This is a genomic window from Pseudogemmobacter blasticus, from assembly GCF_003071405.1.
Taxonomy (GTDB): Bacteria; Pseudomonadota; Alphaproteobacteria; order Rhodobacterales; family Rhodobacteraceae; genus Pseudogemmobacter; species Pseudogemmobacter blasticus.
The window spans coordinates 1,664,281-1,680,197 of record NZ_CP020470.1 but is presented as its reverse complement, the minus strand read 5'-3'; the positions used below and the strand labels follow the sequence as shown (position 1 = coordinate 1,680,197).

At 64.6% G+C, this 15,917-nt stretch carries 16 protein-coding genes; all 16 read left to right on the top strand.

Annotated elements, in window-relative coordinates:
• Positions 1–284: 284 nt before the first annotated feature.
• The 16 genes from rplO to yihA all read left to right on the top strand — a co-directional run bounded on the left by rplO (position 285) and on the right by yihA (position 15,874).
• On the top strand, positions 285–752 hold the full coding sequence (gene rplO, locus B6K69_RS08210; RefSeq protein WP_107673921.1) for a 50S ribosomal protein L15: 468 nt from the start codon (positions 285–287) through the stop codon (positions 750–752).
• Between the two features lie 106 nt (positions 753–858).
• Positions 859–2,217 (top strand): preprotein translocase subunit SecY, encoded by a 1,359-nt coding sequence (secY, locus tag B6K69_RS08205; RefSeq protein WP_107673920.1) that lies wholly within the window; start codon positions 859–861, stop codon positions 2,215–2,217.
• 4 nt (positions 2,218–2,221) lie between these two features.
• A complete protein-coding gene (locus B6K69_RS08200; protein WP_107673919.1) occupies positions 2,222–2,875 on the top strand; it encodes an adenylate kinase in 654 nt (217 codons plus the stop codon).
• A 182-nt stretch (positions 2,876–3,057) separates the two neighbouring features.
• Entirely contained in the window at positions 3,058–3,426 is a 369-nt protein-coding gene (gene rpsM, locus B6K69_RS08195) for a 30S ribosomal protein S13 (protein WP_107673918.1), read from the top strand.
• A 15-nt stretch (positions 3,427–3,441) separates the two neighbouring features.
• On the top strand, positions 3,442–3,843 hold the full coding sequence (rpsK, locus tag B6K69_RS08190) for a 30S ribosomal protein S11 (RefSeq protein ID WP_107673917.1): 402 nt from the start codon (positions 3,442–3,444) through the stop codon (positions 3,841–3,843).
• A 118-nt stretch (positions 3,844–3,961) separates the two neighbouring features.
• Positions 3,962–4,978: a DNA-directed RNA polymerase subunit alpha gene (locus B6K69_RS08185; RefSeq protein WP_107673916.1), complete on the top strand. Its 1,017-nt coding sequence runs from the start codon at positions 3,962–3,964 to the stop codon at positions 4,976–4,978.
• A 137-nt stretch (positions 4,979–5,115) separates the two neighbouring features.
• Entirely contained in the window at positions 5,116–5,529 is a 414-nt protein-coding gene (rplQ, locus tag B6K69_RS08180) for a 50S ribosomal protein L17 (RefSeq protein ID WP_108643437.1), read from the top strand.
• A 173-nt stretch (positions 5,530–5,702) separates the two neighbouring features.
• Positions 5,703–6,314 (top strand): autoinducer binding domain-containing protein, encoded by a 612-nt coding sequence (locus B6K69_RS08175; RefSeq protein ID WP_108643436.1) that lies wholly within the window; start codon positions 5,703–5,705, stop codon positions 6,312–6,314.
• Between the two features lie 54 nt (positions 6,315–6,368).
• Complete coding sequence (locus B6K69_RS08170; RefSeq protein WP_107673913.1) at positions 6,369–6,956, top strand: acyl-homoserine-lactone synthase; 588 nt, start codon at positions 6,369–6,371, stop codon at positions 6,954–6,956.
• A gap of 155 nt (positions 6,957–7,111) precedes the next feature.
• Positions 7,112–8,497 (top strand): trypsin-like peptidase domain-containing protein, encoded by a 1,386-nt coding sequence (locus B6K69_RS08165; protein WP_108643435.1) that lies wholly within the window; start codon positions 7,112–7,114, stop codon positions 8,495–8,497.
• A gap of 30 nt (positions 8,498–8,527) precedes the next feature.
• Positions 8,528–9,841 carry a replication-associated recombination protein A gene (locus tag B6K69_RS08160; protein WP_108643434.1) on the top strand — a complete coding sequence of 438 codons (1,314 nt, stop codon included), beginning with the start codon at positions 8,528–8,530 and terminating at the stop codon, positions 9,839–9,841.
• 51 nt (positions 9,842–9,892) lie between these two features.
• Positions 9,893–10,768 (top strand): tRNA 2-thiocytidine(32) synthetase TtcA, encoded by an 876-nt coding sequence (ttcA, locus tag B6K69_RS08155; RefSeq protein ID WP_108643433.1) that lies wholly within the window; start codon positions 9,893–9,895, stop codon positions 10,766–10,768.
• An 82-nt stretch (positions 10,769–10,850) separates the two neighbouring features.
• Positions 10,851–12,404, top strand: a complete 1,554-nt coding sequence (locus tag B6K69_RS08150) for a putative bifunctional diguanylate cyclase/phosphodiesterase (RefSeq protein WP_108643432.1) — start codon at positions 10,851–10,853, stop codon at positions 12,402–12,404.
• A 151-nt stretch (positions 12,405–12,555) separates the two neighbouring features.
• Positions 12,556–14,475 (top strand): membrane protein insertase YidC, encoded by a 1,920-nt coding sequence (gene yidC, locus B6K69_RS08145; RefSeq protein WP_108644844.1) that lies wholly within the window; start codon positions 12,556–12,558, stop codon positions 14,473–14,475.
• On the top strand, positions 14,472–15,227 hold the full coding sequence (locus B6K69_RS08140; RefSeq protein WP_108643431.1) for an MOSC domain-containing protein: 756 nt from the start codon (positions 14,472–14,474) through the stop codon (positions 15,225–15,227). Before yidC ends, B6K69_RS08140 begins: the two co-directional genes overlap by 4 nt.
• Positions 15,224–15,874 (top strand): ribosome biogenesis GTP-binding protein YihA/YsxC, encoded by a 651-nt coding sequence (gene yihA, locus B6K69_RS08135; protein ID WP_107673907.1) that lies wholly within the window; start codon positions 15,224–15,226, stop codon positions 15,872–15,874. The genes B6K69_RS08140 and yihA overlap by 4 nt, the downstream gene beginning before the upstream one ends.
• Positions 15,875–15,917: the final 43 nt, after the last annotated feature.

Here is a 15,917-nt window from a genome sequence, read left to right as displayed (position 1 = left end):
AAATATAGCGGAAAGCCGCCTGTAAACCGCTATCCCTAGAGCACGTTTTCGGGGCGCCTTTTCCGGCAGCGACTGTGATCTCCCTTGCAACCTGCGCGAAAGGCAGGCATCCGCCGCGCACGGCAACCGGGCCGCCCACCGCCGGACACCTCAACTTGCTTGCCTGACGGGGGCCAAGGGTGTAAGGGCCCGCGGTGGCCCGAAAGGGCTGCGAGAATCAACAAGAAATGCCGAGTTGGCTCCATCCGTCGCAGGCGGGGCCCTTCCGGCCAAGGAGATGCGACATGAAACTGAATGAACTTCGTGACAACGAAGGTGCTGCCCGCAAGAAGAAGCGCGTCGCGCGCGGCCCGGGTTCGGGCAAGGGCAAGACCGCCGGCCGCGGGATCAAGGGTCAGAAGTCCCGTTCGGGCGTGGCTTTGGGTGGCTACGAAGGCGGCCAGATGCCGCTGTACCGCCGCCTGCCGAAGCGCGGCTTCACCAAGCCGAACCGTCTGGACTTTGCCGTCGTGAACCTTGGCCTGATCGAGAAGTTCATCGCCGCCGGCAAGCTGAACGCCAAGGAAGAGATCACTGAAGACGCACTGGTTGCGGCCGGCCTCACCTCGGACAAGCGCGATGGCATCCGTATTCTCGCCAAGGGCGAGATCAAGACCAAGATCACCCTCAAGGTCACGGGCGCCTCGGCCTCTGCCATCGAAGCGGTCAAGGCCGCGGGCGGCAGCATCACGGTTGCGGCTTCCGCTGAATAAGAGGTTGTGAGCGGCGCTTGCGTCGCTTACATCATCCCCAGTTTTCCAGCGCGCCGCCGGACCGGAAAACGGTTCCGGCGGCGTTGTCCATGCAAAAGGGCACCTTATGGCATCCGCCGCAGAACAGATGGCAGCGAACCTCTCCTGGGGCACGCTTGGCAAGGCAACCGATCTTCGCAGCCGGATCTTCTTCACGATCGGACTTCTGATCGTCTATCGGCTTGGCACCTATATCCCGGTTCCGGGCATCGACGGCGATGCGCTGCGCGAGTTCATGCAGAAGGCCGGTCAGGGCATCGGCGGCATGTTGAACATGTTCACCGGCGGCGCGATCAGCCGGATGGGCATCTTCGCGCTGGGGATCATGCCCTATATCAGCGCCTCGATCATCGTGCAGCTTCTGGGCACCATGTACGGCCCGTGGCAGCAACTGAAGAAAGAGGGTGAGCAGGGGCGCAAGAAGCTGAACCAGTACACCCGTTATGGCACGGTGGCGCTGGCAATCTTCCAGTCCTACGGCATTGCGATGTCGATCCAGGCCGGCGATCTGGCCCATACGCCGGGGCTGTTCTTCACGCTGTCATGCGTGATCACCCTGGTCGGCGGCACGATGTTCCTGATGTGGCTGGGCGAACAGATCACCAGCCGCGGTATCGGCAACGGCATCTCGCTGATCATCTTCGTCGGCATCGTAGCGGAAATTCCGCGCGCCATCGCGCAGTTCCTGGCGCAGGGCCGGTCGGGCGCCTTGTCCACGCCGGTGATCCTTGGGATCATCCTGATGGTCATCGCCGTGATCACCTTCGTCGTGTTCATGGAACGCGCGCTGCGCAAGATCCATATCCAGTATCCCCGCCGTCAGGTGGGCATGAAGGTGTATGATGGCGGCTCGTCGCATCTGCCGATCAAGGTTAACCCGGCGGGCGTCATCCCGGCGATCTTTGCCTCGTCCATCCTTCTGCTGCCGACCACGCTCAGCACCTTCTCGGGGCAGGGCACCAATCCGGTCCTGTCGTTCATCAGCGCCTATCTGGGCTATGGCCAACCGCTTCACCTGGTTTTCCTGGCCGCGCTGATCGTGTTCTTCAGCTACTTCTACACCACGAACGTCAGCTTCAAGACCGATGAGGTGGCCGAGAACCTGAAGACGCAAGGCGGCTTCATTCCCGGTATCCGTCCCGGCAAGAAGACCGAGGAATACCTGGAATATGTGGTCGACCGTATCCTTGTACTGGGTTCGGCCTATCTGGCGGCCGTCTGTCTTCTGCCCGAGATCCTGATTTCCAAGGTTGGTGTGCCGTTCTACTTTGGCGGGACTTCGGTGCTGATCGTAGTGTCGGTGACGATGGACACGATCAACCAGGTGCAGTCGCATCTGCTGGCCCACCAGTATGAAGCCCTGATCGAGAAATCGCAGCTTCGCGGCAAACGCCGTGGGGCCGCCAAAGCCCCCGCCCGTCGCTGACACCATGGCCAAGAACATCATCCTTCTTGGCCCGCCGGGCGCGGGCAAGGGCACGCAGGCCAAGCGTCTGGAAGAGACGCGGCAGATGGTGCAGCTTTCGACGGGCGACATGCTGCGCGACGCCATGGCCAGCGGCACCGAAATGGGCAAGCGCGTTGCCGCGATCATGGACCGCGGCGAGCTGGTCACCGACGAGGTGGTGATCGGCCTGATCCAGGAAAAGCTGGAGAAGGGAGCCGGGGGCGGCTTCATCTTCGACGGCTTTCCCCGCACGCTGAAGCAGGCCGATGCGCTGGAGGCCTTGCTGGCGCAGATCGGCCAGAAGCTGGATGCCGTGATCGAGATGCAGGTCGATGATACCGCGCTGGTCCGCCGGATCACCGGGCGTTACACCTGCGGCACCTGCGGCGCCGTCTATCATGACGATACCCGGCCGACCAAGGTGCCCGGCACCTGTGACGTGTGTGGCGGGCATCAGATGAAGCGCCGCGCCGACGACACCGAAGAGGCGCTGAAAACCCGCCTGATGGAATACTACAAGAAAACCTCGCCGCTGATTGGCTACTATTACGCCAAGGGGCAGCTTTGCCCGGTCGATGGCCTGGCAGAAATGGACGCTGTTGCAGCGGCCATTGCGAAAGTTCTTGACAAGGCTTGAAAATGCCGCCTGTCGCCCTTGACGGGCGTGGCAAAAGCCCATATTGCACGGCGTCCCGATGCGGAATCGCCCGTGTCGTGGTTTCCCGTTCGCGGGAAGATCGTTGTCCGGGGCGGTTGCGCCCGGGGCGGTTGTGAAAAAAGGTTCTGGCAGGACGGAACCGCAACGAAAGGAAAGACGGCGTGGCACGTATCGCTGGCGTCAATATCCCCACCCAGAAGCGGGTTCCGATCGCGCTTCAGTACATCACCGGCATCGGTGCCCATAGCGCCGAGGCGATCTGCGCCGCGCTGAACATCGACCGCGCCCGCCGCGTGAACCAGCTGACCGACGCCGAAGTGCTGTCGATCCGCGAATACATCGACGCGAACCTCACCGTCGAAGGCGACCTGCGCCGTGAAGTCAGCATGAACATCAAGCGGCTGATGGACCTGGGCTGCTACCGTGGTCTGCGCCACCGCAAGGGCCTGCCGGTCCGCGGTCAGCGCACCCATACGAACGCCCGCACCCGCAAGGGCCCGGCGAAACCCATCGCTGGCAAGAAGAAATAAGAGGAGCGCGAGACAATGGCACGTGATCCCAAGGCCGCCGCCGCGCGCACCAAGCGCAAGGAACGCAAGAACATCGCCACGGGTGTGGCGCATGTGAACAGCTCGTTCAACAACACCAAGATCCTGATCTCTGACGTGCAGGGCAACGCCATCTCGTGGTCGTCCGCCGGCACGATGGGCTTCAAGGGCAGCCGCAAGTCGACGCCCTATGCCGCCCAGATGGCCGCCGAAGACGCCGGCCGCAAGGCGCAGGAACATGGTGTGAAGACGCTGGAAGTTGAAGTGCAGGGCCCCGGTTCGGGCCGTGAATCTGCGCTGCGTGCGCTGGCTGCCGTCGGCTTCCAGATCACCTCGATTCGCGATGTGACGCCGCTGGCGCACAACGGTTGCCGTCCGCCGAAGCGCCGTCGCGTCTGACGTATTGGAAATACTGCCGGGCCATGCGTTTCGCGTGGCCCGGTTCACGTTTTGAAAGACCCTCGGGCGCCCCACCCCATCGGACCATGGGGGTGCAGGCAGGAATGGAGGCTAGTCCATGATCCACAAGAATTGGCAGGAACTGATCAAGCCGACGCAGCTTGTCGTCAAGGCGGGGGCAGACCCGGCACGGGTCGCCACCGTGATCGCCGAACCGCTGGAACGCGGCTTCGGTCTGACGCTGGGCAATGCGCTGCGTCGTGTGCTGCTCAGCTCGCTGCAGGGCGCGGCCATCACCAGCGTGCAGATCGACAACGTGCTGCACGAATTCTCGTCGGTGGCGGGCGTCCGTGAGGATGTGACCGACATCGTCCTGAACCTGAAGGGCGTGGCGCTGAAGATGGATGTCGAGGGGCCGAAGCGCCTGTCGATCTCGGCCAAGGGGCCGGGCGTCGTGACCGCCGCCGCGATTTCGGAATCGAACGGGATCGAGGTTCTGAACAAGGACCATGTGATCTGTCACCTTGATGAAGGTGCGGATGTGTTCATGGAACTGACGGTTTCGACCGGCAAGGGCTATGTCTCGGCCGACAAGAACCGCCCGGAAGATGCGCCGATCGGCCTGATCCCGATCGACGCGATCTATTCGCCGGTGAAGAAGGTCAGCTACGAAGTGCAGCCCACCCGCGAGGGCCAGGTGCTGGACTATGACAAGCTGACGATGAAGGTGGAAACCGACGGCAGCCTGACGCCCGAAGATGCCGTGGCCTATGCCGCGCGTATCCTGCAGGACCAGCTCTCGATCTTCGTCAACTTCGAAGAACCCGAGTCGGCCAAGGCCGGCGAAGTGGATGCGGGTCTGGAATTCAACCCGCTGCTGCTGAAGAAGGTGGACGAGCTGGAGCTTTCGGTCCGTTCGGCCAACTGCCTGAAGAACGACAACATCGTCTATATCGGCGACCTGATCCAGAAGACCGAAGCCGAGATGCTGCGCACCCCGAACTTCGGCCGCAAGTCGCTGAACGAGATCAAGGAAGTGCTCTCGGGCATGGGTCTGCACCTTGGCATGGATGTCGAGGACTGGCCGCCGGAGAACATCGAGGATCTGGCGAAGCGTTTCGAAGACCAGTTCTGAACTTTCGGGGTGCGCGTCAGCGCACCCCATTCGACAAATGCCCGGATCTGCCGGGGAAAACATGGCGAAAGCCCAAGGTGAGCGGGTCAATCGTAGGCCCTGCCGGACAAAGCAAAACGCGCGAATAGGAGATTTCCATGCGTCACTCTAGCGGCTACCGCAAACTGAACCGCACCCACGAACACCGCAAGGCGATGTTCGCCAACATGGCCGGTTCGCTGATCGAGCACGAGCAGATCAAGACCACCCTGCCGAAGGCCAAGGAACTGCGTCCGATCATCGAAAAGCTGGTCACGCTGGCCAAGCGCGGCGACCTGCACGCCCGCCGTCAGGCCGCGGCGCAACTGAAGCAGGACCAGTATGTTGAGCGTCTGTTCGCCATTCTCGGCCCGCGCTACAAGGACCGTCAGGGCGGCTATGTGCGCGTGCTGAAAGCCGGCTTCCGCTATGGCGACATGGCCCCGATGGCGATCATCGAATTCGTTGATCGTGACACCAGCGCCAAGGGCGCGGCGGATCTGGCCCGCCTTGAGGCGCAAGACGCCGAATAAGGCATTTCGCCCGAAAGATGCAAAAGCCCGCTTTCCCGGCGGGCTTTTTTCTGTTTGTAACGCAGGGCAAGCGTGGCGTCGGCCGGCAGGTCGGGCAAATTTTCTTGATATCGTAACTCCCGCGGTGACAATCAATCACAGGTAGAATCGCGGGATTCTGGAAGTGGTGCAGAATGTCCGAGCGGAAGGTCGTAAGCGTTTTGTTGGATGAGCTCGAACAGCTTGCTCCCATGGGGTATTCGGTCGGATTGCATATCCGGTTTGCCACGCCGATGGTCTACAAAAGCTCATATCCGGCGCGTTGGGTCGAACACTACAACCTTCATTCCTATTACTTGCGCGACCCGCTTGTGTTCTGGGGCATCGGTGTCGAGGGAACGACGCGATGGAGCTCGATCCCCTTGCCGGACCCGTTTGGTGTGTTGAAAAAGGCCGCGGCTCATGGGCTTAGCTACGGCGCGGTCTCTTCTTATGGTCCGATCACCTCGCGGTCCATTGTGGGTGTCGCCCGCGCCGATCGCGAGTTCACCGATGACGAGCTTGAAACCCTGCGAGAGCTGACCATTCAGCTCCATGTTGCCGCCAAGCCGCCATCGGACCTGTCGAAGGCCCAGATCGAGGCGCTGAAATGCGTCGCGAACGGGGATCGGCACTCGGCAGCGGCGGAAAAGCTCGGGATCACGGAAAGCGCCTTCAAGGCGCGCCTCCAGTCGGCGCGAACGCGGCTTGAGGCGCGCACCACGTCGGAGGCCATCCGTAAGGCACGGGAGTACAGACTGCTCTGACCGGGGCCGTTCCCCTTCAAAGGTTTACCCACCCACCTGAGAAGGAGAAAGGCAATGGAAGTTACGACCCTCTCATATGAGAACCTTCACAATCACGGGCAGCTTTTCGCCAATATGTTCCGGGCCCGCCACCGGACGTTCATCCAGCATAACAAGTGGGACTTGCCGCAGGCGGACGGCATGGAGTTTGACCAGTACGACACGCCGGCCAGCCGCTGGGTTGCGGTGCACCGGCATGGCGAGGTGATGGCGGGGGTGCGACTGACGCCCACGATCCATCGCTGCGGTGTTTACAGTTACATGATCCGCGATGCCCAACTGGGCCTGCTGGAAACCATCCCGCGGGATCTGTTGAACTTCGAGGCGCCCGTCGATCCCTACATCTGGGAATCGAGCCGGGTGTTCGTGTCCGATGCTGTTCCGGCGGCCGAAAGGCTGCGGGTGCAGATGCAGCTTATCCACGAGATGGTGGTTTCTGCCCGCAGTCTGGGCGCCACCACGCTTCTTGGCATCATCCCCGAGCACAGCCCCCGGCTGGCGCGGCGGGTGGGGCTTGATTGCGTGCCTGTCGGTCCGGTGATGGATACCGGGGGCATGAACTCGGTCTGCGTCTCGATCTCGATGGCGACCAAGCTGCATTGACCAGGGGTGGTCAGGTGGGGTTCGAACGGGGCCTTCCCGGTGGGAAGGCCCCATCTTTGCCCAAGCACGCGAATGTGTCGGTTGGGCTGTTGCCTGATCGCCCGTCGCGCGTGAAAACTGTGCGCCGCAACGCCAGATCATTCGGGAACCGTCCAATGAAGCGTCTTCTTCTGCCGGCCCTGGCGCTGGCCACCGTTCTGCCCCTGTCGGCCCTGGCCGAAACGGCGGTGCCGTCCAGCGCGGGCGAAATTGCCCTGTCCTTTGCGCCGGTGGTGAAAGGGACTGCGCCATCCGTCGTGAACATCTATGCCCGGCAGGTTGTGCAGGACCGCGTCAGCCCTTTTGCCGGTGACCCGTTCTTTGACCAGTTTTTTCAGGAATTCGGTGCAACGAAACCGCGGGTGCAGAATTCGCTGGGCTCGGGCGTGATCGTGTCCGAGGACGGGATCGTCGTCTCGAATTATCATGTCGTGGCCGATGCCACCGACATCCGGGTCGTTCTGGCCGACCGCCGCGAATATGCCGCAACCGTGCTGCTGGGCGATCCGCAGATCGACCTTGCGGTGCTGAAACTGACCACGGATGAGCCGCTGCCCGCCCTGACGCTGGGCGACAGCGAGGCGCTGCAGGTGGGCGACCTTGTGCTGGCGATCGGCAACCCGTTCGGCGTGGGGCAGACCGTCAGTTCGGGCATCGTCTCCGGCCTCGCCCGCTCGGCGCTGCAGGTGGGCGACGGGACAGGCTATTTCGTGCAGACCGATGCGCCCATCAACCCCGGCAATTCGGGCGGGGCGCTGGTCGATATGGCAGGTCGGCTGATCGGCATCAACACCGCCATCGTCACCCGCGATGGCGGATCGAACGGGATCGGGTTTGCCATCCCCTCGGCGCTGGTGGCGAGGGTGGTGGAACAGGCCAAGGCCGGTGCCACGCAGTTCAACCGCCCCTGGGCCGGCATCGGCGGGCAAGAGGTGGACGGCAGCCTGTCCGAAGCCCTTGGTATGGACCGTCCGCTGGGGGTGCTTGTCACAACCTTGCACCCGCAAAGCCCCTTTGCCACCGCCGGCCTGGTGGAGGGCGATGTGGTGCTGTCGCTGGGTGGGGCTGCCATCAACACGCCGCAGGAATTCATGTTCCGGCTGGCGGTTCTGGGAAGCGGCCCGCAAGAGGTGCGCTATCTACACAAGGGCGTTGAGGCCACCACCTCGGTCACGCTGGGCCCCGCACCCGATACCCCGGACCGGCAGGCGGTCACGGTAACGGAAGAGGTGGTGCTGCAAGGGGCCAGCCTGGCGCGGATCAACCCGGCCGTGATGGCCGAACTGGGCCTTCCACTGGGCGCCAGCGGCGTGGCGGTCACCGCGGTTGATGGGGTTGCCCGTGACGTGGGGCTGCGGCCCGGTGATATTCTGGTGGCGCTGAACGGCCAGATGGTCACCACCCCGGACGAGGCGCTTGCGGCCAGCCGTGAACAGGCCCGGCGCTGGCAGATCGACCTGATCCGCGGTGGTCAGACGCTGCGCCTGCGCTTCCGGCTTTAGATTCCCGGCGCCGAGGCCTAGACTGCCGCCATGGCAGACCTGTTCGACACCGCAAACGCGCCCCGGCAAGGTGCGCCCCGCCCGCTGGCCGACAGGCTGCGGCCCAAGTCGCTGGCCGAGGTAATCGGGCAGGAGTCGGTGCTGTCGCCCGATGGCCCCCTGGGGGCCATGCTGGCGGCGCGGTCGCTGTCCTCGCTGATCCTGTGGGGGCCGCCGGGAGTGGGCAAGACCACCATCGCGCGGCTGCTGGCGGCGGAAACCGATCTGGCCTTCGTGCAGATCAGCGCCATCTTCACCGGCGTGCCCGATCTGAAAAAGGTGTTCGAGCAGGCGAAGATCCGGCGGCAGAACGGGCGGGGAACGCTGCTGTTCGTCGATGAAATCCACCGCTTCAACAAGGCCCAGCAAGACGGGTTCCTGCCGCATATGGAGGATGGCACCATCCTTCTGGTCGGGGCCACCACCGAAAACCCCAGTTTCGAACTGAACGCGGCACTTCTGAGCCGGGCGCAGGTGATCGTGCTGGAACGGCTTGATCTGGCTGATCTGGAACGGCTGGCGCAGCGGGCGGAAAAGGAACTGGGCCGTGCCCTGCCGCTGAAGGGCGAGGCGCGCGAGGCGATGCTGGAAATGGCCGATGGGGATGGCCGGGCGCTTCTGAACCTGATCGAACAGGTGGCGGCCTGGCGGCTGGACCATCACCTTGACCGCGACGAACTGGCCCGGCGGCTGATGCGCCGCGCTGCGCGCTATGACAAGTCGGGCGATGAGCATTACAACCTGATCTCGGCCTTGCACAAATCGGTGCGCGGCAGCGATCCCGATGCCGCACTGTACTGGTTTGCGCGGATGCTGGAGGGCGGCGAAGACCCGCGTTTTCTGGCCCGCCGCATCACCCGCATGGCGGTTGAGGATATCGGGCTGGCTGATCCGCAGGCACAGGACGTATGCCTGCAGGGCTGGCAAACGTATGAACGTCTGGGCAGCCCCGAAGGCGAGCTGGCGCTGGCACAGGCGGTGGTCTACCTGGCGCTCGCGCCCAAGTCGAACGCGGTCTATACCGCCTACAAGGCGGCCCGGGCGCTGGCCCGCGAGACCGGCAGCCAGATGCCGCCCCGCCACATCCTGAACGCGCCGACCCGGCTGATGAAGGACATCGGCTATGGGTCCGGCTATGCCTATGACCACGACGCCGAAGACAGTTTCTCGGGGCAGGACTATTTCCCCGAAGGCATGAAGCGGCCGGTGCTTTACACCCCGCCCGAACGCGGCTTCGAGCGTGAGCTGAAGAAGCGGATCGACTATTTCGCCAAGCTGCGCAGCCGCCGGCAGGGCGGTTCTTGACGCAAGCCCCGCCCGCGCCCTAAGGGGCGCGAGACCCCCGCAGGAGCCGCCATGCTGGACGATGAGCTTTCGGACGATATTCACCCGCTGTTCCACGGGGCCCCCAAGTCGACCGAGTTCCGCAAGCTGCGCAAGCGGCTGGTGCAGAACGTGCGCGAGGCGATCGAGACATATGGCATGGTCCGCCCCGGCGACCGCTGGCTGGTCTGCCTTTCGGGCGGCAAGGACAGCTATACCCTGCTGGCGGTGCTGACCGAGCTGAAATGGCGCGGCCTGCTGCCGGTGGACCTGCTGGCCTGCAATCTGGATCAGGGCCAGCCCGGCTTTCCGGCCACTGTGCTGCCCGAGTTTCTGACGCGGATGGGCGTGCCGCATCGGATTGAGTATCAGGATACCTATTCGGTGGTGACCTCGAAGATCGCGCCGGGGGGCACCATGTGCAGTTTGTGTTCGCGGCTGCGGCGCGGCAACCTGTACCGCATCGCGCGCGAGGAAGGTTGCAGCACGGTGGTGCTGGGCCATCACCGCGATGACATTCTGGAAACCTTCTTCATGAACCTGTTCCACGGCGGGCGGCTGGCCTCCATGCCGCCGCGGCTGGTGAACGAAGAGGGCGATCTGTTCCTGGCCCGCCCGCTGGCCTTTGTGCCCGAGGCGGATTGCGACCGTTTCGCCCGGGCCATGAACTACCCCATCATCCCCTGCGATCTGTGCGGCAGCCAGGAAGGCCTGCAACGCGCGCAGGTCAAGAAACTGCTGGATGACTGGGAAACCCGCAGTCCCGGCCGGCGGCAGGTGATGTTCCGCGCGCTGATGAACGTGCGGCCGTCGCATCTGGCCGACCCGGCGCTGTTTGATTTCGCCGCGCTGGCGCTTGGCCTGCCGGGCGATACGGAAAATCCGAAACAACTTCGCCTGCCGGATTAACGAAGCGATCAACCCTTTTGGTCTTACTGGCCCGGATTGCGGGTGCCCCGGTGGCGCGCGCGTCAGGGGAAAGGACGGCCAGATGTCGAATCTGCGGTTCCCGCAGGCCGCGCAACGGGTGCTTCGGGCGTTCACCTGGGTGCGCCGCCCGGAACTGGTGGTGTTCGTGCCGGCCATGACGCTGGCCGGGTTCTGGCTGGGCGGCGAATCCGTGCTTCTGGCGCTGGCGCTTGGTCTGCCGCTGCTGTTTGCGATCGGCGGCCCCGCCCTTACCGGACGCCCGCCCCCGCAGGACGACGGTGACGGCACCACATCCGTCAGCCAGGCCATCGCGGCGATGGACCGTATCCTGCCCCGGATCGGCCAGTCGGGCCGCACAACGGCCTGTCTGGTGATTCAGTTCGACGATCTTGACACGCTGCTTGACCGGCACGGTCGCGCCGCCCAGGCCGAGGTGGTGGCGCGCACCACCGACCGTATCCGCGGCGCCCTGCGCACGGGCGATCTGGTCGCCGCGTTGCAGGGATCTGCCATTGCCGTGGTGCTGGCGCCGGTGCGGCGGCTGGATCTGGAAACGCTGGTGCAGATGAGCGCGCGGTTGCAGGCCGCCATCACCACGCCGGTTTCGCTGGGGGGCGTGCAGGTTCACATCAGCGCCTCTATCGGGTTCTGCCCGGGGGGCCGGTCCCCGGAGCCGAACGGCAAGGCGCTGCTGGATGCGGCCCAGACCGCCGCCGAGGAGGCGTTTCGCCATGGGCCGGGCGGAATCCGGGCCTGGTCCGCCGATATGGCGCAGGGAAGGGCCGCGCGCGATGCGCTGCGCGACGATCTGGAAACCGCGCTTGAGACGGGCCAGATCCGCCCGCATTTCCAGCCGCAGATCTGCACCGACACCGGCGAAATCTCGGGGGTTGAGGCGCTTGCCCGCTGGCATCACCCCGAACGCGGCTGCCTTTGCCCTGCCGATTTCCTGCCCGCGCTGGAAGGCAACGATCTTGGCGAACGGCTGGGCGAGGTGATGCTGTTCCAGGCGCTGACCGCGCTGGTTGGCTGGGACAGGGCCGGTCTGCGGGTGCCTTCGGTCTCGGTCAACTTCTCGGCAGAGGAACTGCGCAACCCGCGCCTTCCCGACCGCATCCGGTGGGAGCTGGATCGGTTCGACCTGCCGCCCGAGCGGCTGACGATTGAAATCCTGGAAACGGTGGTGGCGCGGACCGACAATGACATGATCGTGTCCAATATCGCCCAGCTTGCCCGGCTGGGCTGCGGCATCGACCTTGATGATTTCGGCACCGGCAATGCGGCCCTTTCGACGCTGCGCCGCTTTGCCGTGCGCCGGCTGAAGATCGACCGCAGCTTCGTGACCCGTGTCGATCAGGACCGCGATCAGCAGCGGATGGTTTCGGCCATTGTCTCGCTGGCCGACCGGCTGGACCTTCAGACGCTGGCCGAAGGGGTTGAGACGGCAGGAGAACATGCGATGCTGTCGCAACTGGGCTGCGGCCATGTGCAGGGCTTTGGCTTGGCCCGGCCCATGCCGCTGGACGAGGCGACCGACTGGATCGCCCGGCATCGGAACCGGCAGGACCGCCTGCCGCGGATCGGATTGCAGGGCGGGGGGATGGCGGGTGGCTAGGGGCTGCAAGGCCGGATTTCCCGCGGATTCGGGCCGGAAATCGCCCCGCTGCGCGATTGTGCCCCGCCGATGAGGGGCGAAACCGCTTGACCTTTGCCGCCCCCTTCTGTTGAACAGCGCCGATCCTTCCTTCACGCTTGGCGGTGTCCAGATGGGCGACAACAACAACAAGAATCTGATCCTCGCCACGGTGCTCAGCTTTCTGGTCATCATGGTCTGGTTCGTGCTGTTCCCGCCGCCCGAGCCGGTGGTTGCGCCCGATCCGGCCACGGCCACAAAGACCGCCCCTGAAGGCAGCGCTGCAACGCCGGCGGTGCCGGGGGCCCCTGCCGCCGCTGCGGCTGGCGCCGATGTGGCGACCGCCGTGCCGGAATCGCCCCGGCTGAGCATCGACACGCCCGAACTGCAGGGCTCGATCTCGATGAAGGGCGCGCGGATCGACGATCTGCTGCTGAAGAAATACCCCGAGACGCTGGACCCGGGCTCGCCCATCGTGCGGCTTCTGTCGCCGGTCGGGGAAGAGCATCCCTATTATGCCGTGTTCGGCTGGCTGCCTGTTTCGGGCCTTGCCGCCGGAGAGGTGCCCGATGCCCGCACCGAATGGACCATCGCCAAGGGCACGACGCTGGCACCCGGCCAGCCGGTCACCCTGTCATGGGACAATGGCAAGGGCCTGACCTTCCTGCGCGAATTCCAGGTGGATGAAAACTATCTCTTCACCGTGACCGACACGGTGAAGAACACCGGCGCCGCGCCGGCGCAACTGTCGCCCTATGGCATTGTTGCCCGCCACGGCCTGCCGAAGATGCAGAACTTCTTTGTCATCCACGAAGGCGCGGTGCGCCGCACCGATGGCACCTTGGAAGAGACCCGCTACAAGGACGTGGTCAAGCTGGACGCCAACCCGGCCGAGGCTGCCGCGACCGAGATCGTGGAATCGACGGGCGACGGCTGGATCGGCTTTACCGACCATTACTGGATGACGATCCTGGTGCCGGAACAGGGCAAGCCCTTCACCCAGGTGACCAAGCACGTCGCGCAATCCGACATCTACCAGGCCGAGGTGCGCCAGCCCGCCGTGAGCGTGGCGCCGGGCGAAAGCATCACCAACAGCACCCGCCTGTTCGCGGGCGCCAAGGAATGGGAAGTGATCCGCGCCTATCAGAATGAGGCCGGTATTCCCGGGTTCATCGACTCCATCGACTGGGGCTGGTTCTATTTCCTGACCAAGCCGATCTTCCAGGTGCTGCACTGGCTGCACGGGCTGATCGGCAACATGGGTCTGGCCATCATCGCGCTGACCTTCGTGCTGAAGCTGATCGTGCTGCCGCTGGCCTACAAGTCCTATGTCTCGATGGCGCGGATGAAGGAACTTCAGCCCGAGATGGAGGCGATCAAGCTGCGCGCCGGTGACGACAAGCAGCGGTTGCAGCGCGAAACGCTGCAGCTTTACAAGGACAAGAAGGTAAACCCGGCGGCGGGCTGTCTGCCGATCCTGATCCAGATCCCGATCTTCTTCAGCCTGTACAAGGTGATCTTCGTCACCATCGAACTGCGCCACGCGGCGTTCTTTGGCTGGCTTCGTGACCTGTCGGCGCCCGACACCTCATCCATCTACAACCTGTTCGGCCTGCTGCCCTGGGCTTCGCCCACGCCGGGCACGCTGATGGCGACGATCTTCATCGGTGTGCTGCCCATCCTGCTGGGCATCACCATGTGGCTGCAACAGAAGCTGAACCCGGCGCCCGCCGATCCGGTGCAGCAGCAGATCTTTGCCTGGATGCCCTGGGTGTTCATGTTCATGCTGGGCGGCTTCGCCAGCGGTCTGGTGGTCTACTGGATCACCAACAACCTGATCACCTTCACCCAGCAATACCTGATCATGCGCAGCCACGGCCACAAGCCTGACCTGTTCGGCAACATCAAGTCAGGCTTCCGCAAGAAAGAGGCGGTGGCGGTGGCCACCGTGACACCCGCGCCGGCCAAGGCCGACGCCAAGCCGGCCCCGAAAGAGGCAACGCCGAAGCCGGTGGCGAAATCTCCGCCCAAGGGCGGCGGACGGAAGAAATGACAGGGCGACTGGCGTATATCTTCCGCCACCCGATCAAGGCTCACGGACGCGAGGAACTCGCGTCCGTTGTGCTTTCGGCGGGGGCGGCGCTGCCATGGGACAGGCACTGGGCCGTGGCACATGCGGTGTCGAAGTTTGATAGCGCGGCGCCGGCCTGGGTGTCCTGCGGCAACTTCCAGCGGGGCGCGCGCACGGCCAGCCTGATGGCCATCGAGGCGCGGTTCGATCCGCTGTCGGGCGTGATGTCGCTGACCCACCCGGAGCTTCCGCCCCTGACCTTTCGCCCCGAGACGGAAGGCGCGCGTCTGATCGACTGGATCGCGCCGATCAGCCCGCAAGACCAGTTCCGCCCGGTCGCGCTGGTGCGGGCGCCCGATGCGGCGATGACCGACACGCCCTTTGCCAGCGTCTCGATCAAGAACCTTGCCTCGAACGCGGCGCTGGCGGCGCATATGGGGGTGGATCTGTCGATCCATCGCTGGCGTGGCAACCTCTGGCTGGACGGTGTGCCCGCCTGGGCCGAGTTCGACTGGATCGGCCGCCAGCTGCGCATTGGCGGTGCCGTGCTTGAGGTGCGCGAACGGGTGGGGCGCTGCAAGGCCACGACCGTGAACCCCGCCACCGGCCGCGTTGATGCCGATACGCTGGCCGCGCTGCGGCAGGTGGTTGGCGCGCAGGATTTCGGAGTTTTCGCCGTGGTCATCGACCCCGGCCCCATTGCCCGCGATGACCGGGTGGAGCTTTTGCCATGACCCTTGCCTTTTCGCTTGCCCCCGAACCCGAGGACGAGGCCCGCGAGGCCGGGCGGCTGCTGTTCGCCGGCCCGGTCGATTTCGTCAAGGGCGTGGTCGCCATGTCGGGCCTGCCGCCGGCTGACCGGCTGGAGGTCTGCTTTGCCGGCCGGTCGAACGTGGGCAAATCCAGCCTGATCAATGCGCTGACCGGGCGCAAGAACCTGGCCCGTGCATCGAACACGCCGGGGCGGACGCAGGAGATCAACTATTTCGCCCTGGGCGACAGCCGTTACCTGGTTGACCTGCCCGGCTATGGCTATGCCGAGGCGCCGGTGGCCATCGTTGCCAAGTGGCAGGCGCTGCTGAAGCAATATCTGCAAGGCCGCCAGACCCTGCGCCGTGCCTTCGTGCTGATCGACACGCGGCATGGCGTCAAGGAGGTGGACGAGGAGATCCTGTCGATGCTGGACCGCGCGGCGGTGACCTTCCAGGTGGTAATGACCAAGGCCGACAAGGTGAACCGTGCCACGCGCGAGGCGAACATTGCCCAGGTGATGCAGGCGCTGCAAAAGCACCCGGCCGCCTATCCCGAGATCGTGGTCACAAGTTCCGAAAAGGGCGAGGGGATCGAGACCCTGCGCGCGCTGGTCGCCACGCTGCAATAGGTGGCCCGGCGTCAACCGGGCTGGAAAGGCGGCGCGACCTGCG

What these genes read in the sequence shown, in the direction of transcription:
- rplQ (WP_108643437.1), top strand. Translation starts at nt 5,116, where the DNA reads ATGCGTCACTCTAGCGGCTACCGCAAACTGAACCGCACCCACGAACAC.
- B6K69_RS08165 (WP_108643435.1), top strand. Translation starts at nt 7,112, where the DNA reads ATGAAGCGTCTTCTTCTGCCGGCCCTGGCGCTGGCCACCGTTCTGCCC.
- secY (WP_107673920.1), top strand. Translation starts at nt 859, where the DNA reads ATGGCATCCGCCGCAGAACAGATGGCAGCGAACCTCTCCTGGGGCACG.
- rplO (WP_107673921.1), top strand. Translation starts at nt 285, where the DNA reads ATGAAACTGAATGAACTTCGTGACAACGAAGGTGCTGCCCGCAAGAAG.
- ttcA (WP_108643433.1), top strand. Translation starts at nt 9,893, where the DNA reads ATGCTGGACGATGAGCTTTCGGACGATATTCACCCGCTGTTCCACGGG.
- yidC (WP_108644844.1), top strand. Translation starts at nt 12,556, where the DNA reads ATGGGCGACAACAACAACAAGAATCTGATCCTCGCCACGGTGCTCAGC.
- B6K69_RS08150 (WP_108643432.1), top strand. Translation starts at nt 10,851, where the DNA reads ATGTCGAATCTGCGGTTCCCGCAGGCCGCGCAACGGGTGCTTCGGGCG.
- B6K69_RS08185 (WP_107673916.1), top strand. Translation starts at nt 3,962, where the DNA reads ATGATCCACAAGAATTGGCAGGAACTGATCAAGCCGACGCAGCTTGTC.
- B6K69_RS08175 (WP_108643436.1), top strand. Translation starts at nt 5,703, where the DNA reads ATGTCCGAGCGGAAGGTCGTAAGCGTTTTGTTGGATGAGCTCGAACAG.
- B6K69_RS08170 (WP_107673913.1), top strand. Translation starts at nt 6,369, where the DNA reads ATGGAAGTTACGACCCTCTCATATGAGAACCTTCACAATCACGGGCAG.
- B6K69_RS08160 (WP_108643434.1), top strand. Translation starts at nt 8,528, where the DNA reads ATGGCAGACCTGTTCGACACCGCAAACGCGCCCCGGCAAGGTGCGCCC.
- B6K69_RS08140 (WP_108643431.1), top strand. Translation starts at nt 14,472, where the DNA reads ATGACAGGGCGACTGGCGTATATCTTCCGCCACCCGATCAAGGCTCAC.
- rpsK (WP_107673917.1), top strand. Translation starts at nt 3,442, where the DNA reads ATGGCACGTGATCCCAAGGCCGCCGCCGCGCGCACCAAGCGCAAGGAA.
- B6K69_RS08200 (WP_107673919.1), top strand. Translation starts at nt 2,222, where the DNA reads ATGGCCAAGAACATCATCCTTCTTGGCCCGCCGGGCGCGGGCAAGGGC.
- yihA (WP_107673907.1), top strand. Translation starts at nt 15,224, where the DNA reads ATGACCCTTGCCTTTTCGCTTGCCCCCGAACCCGAGGACGAGGCCCGC.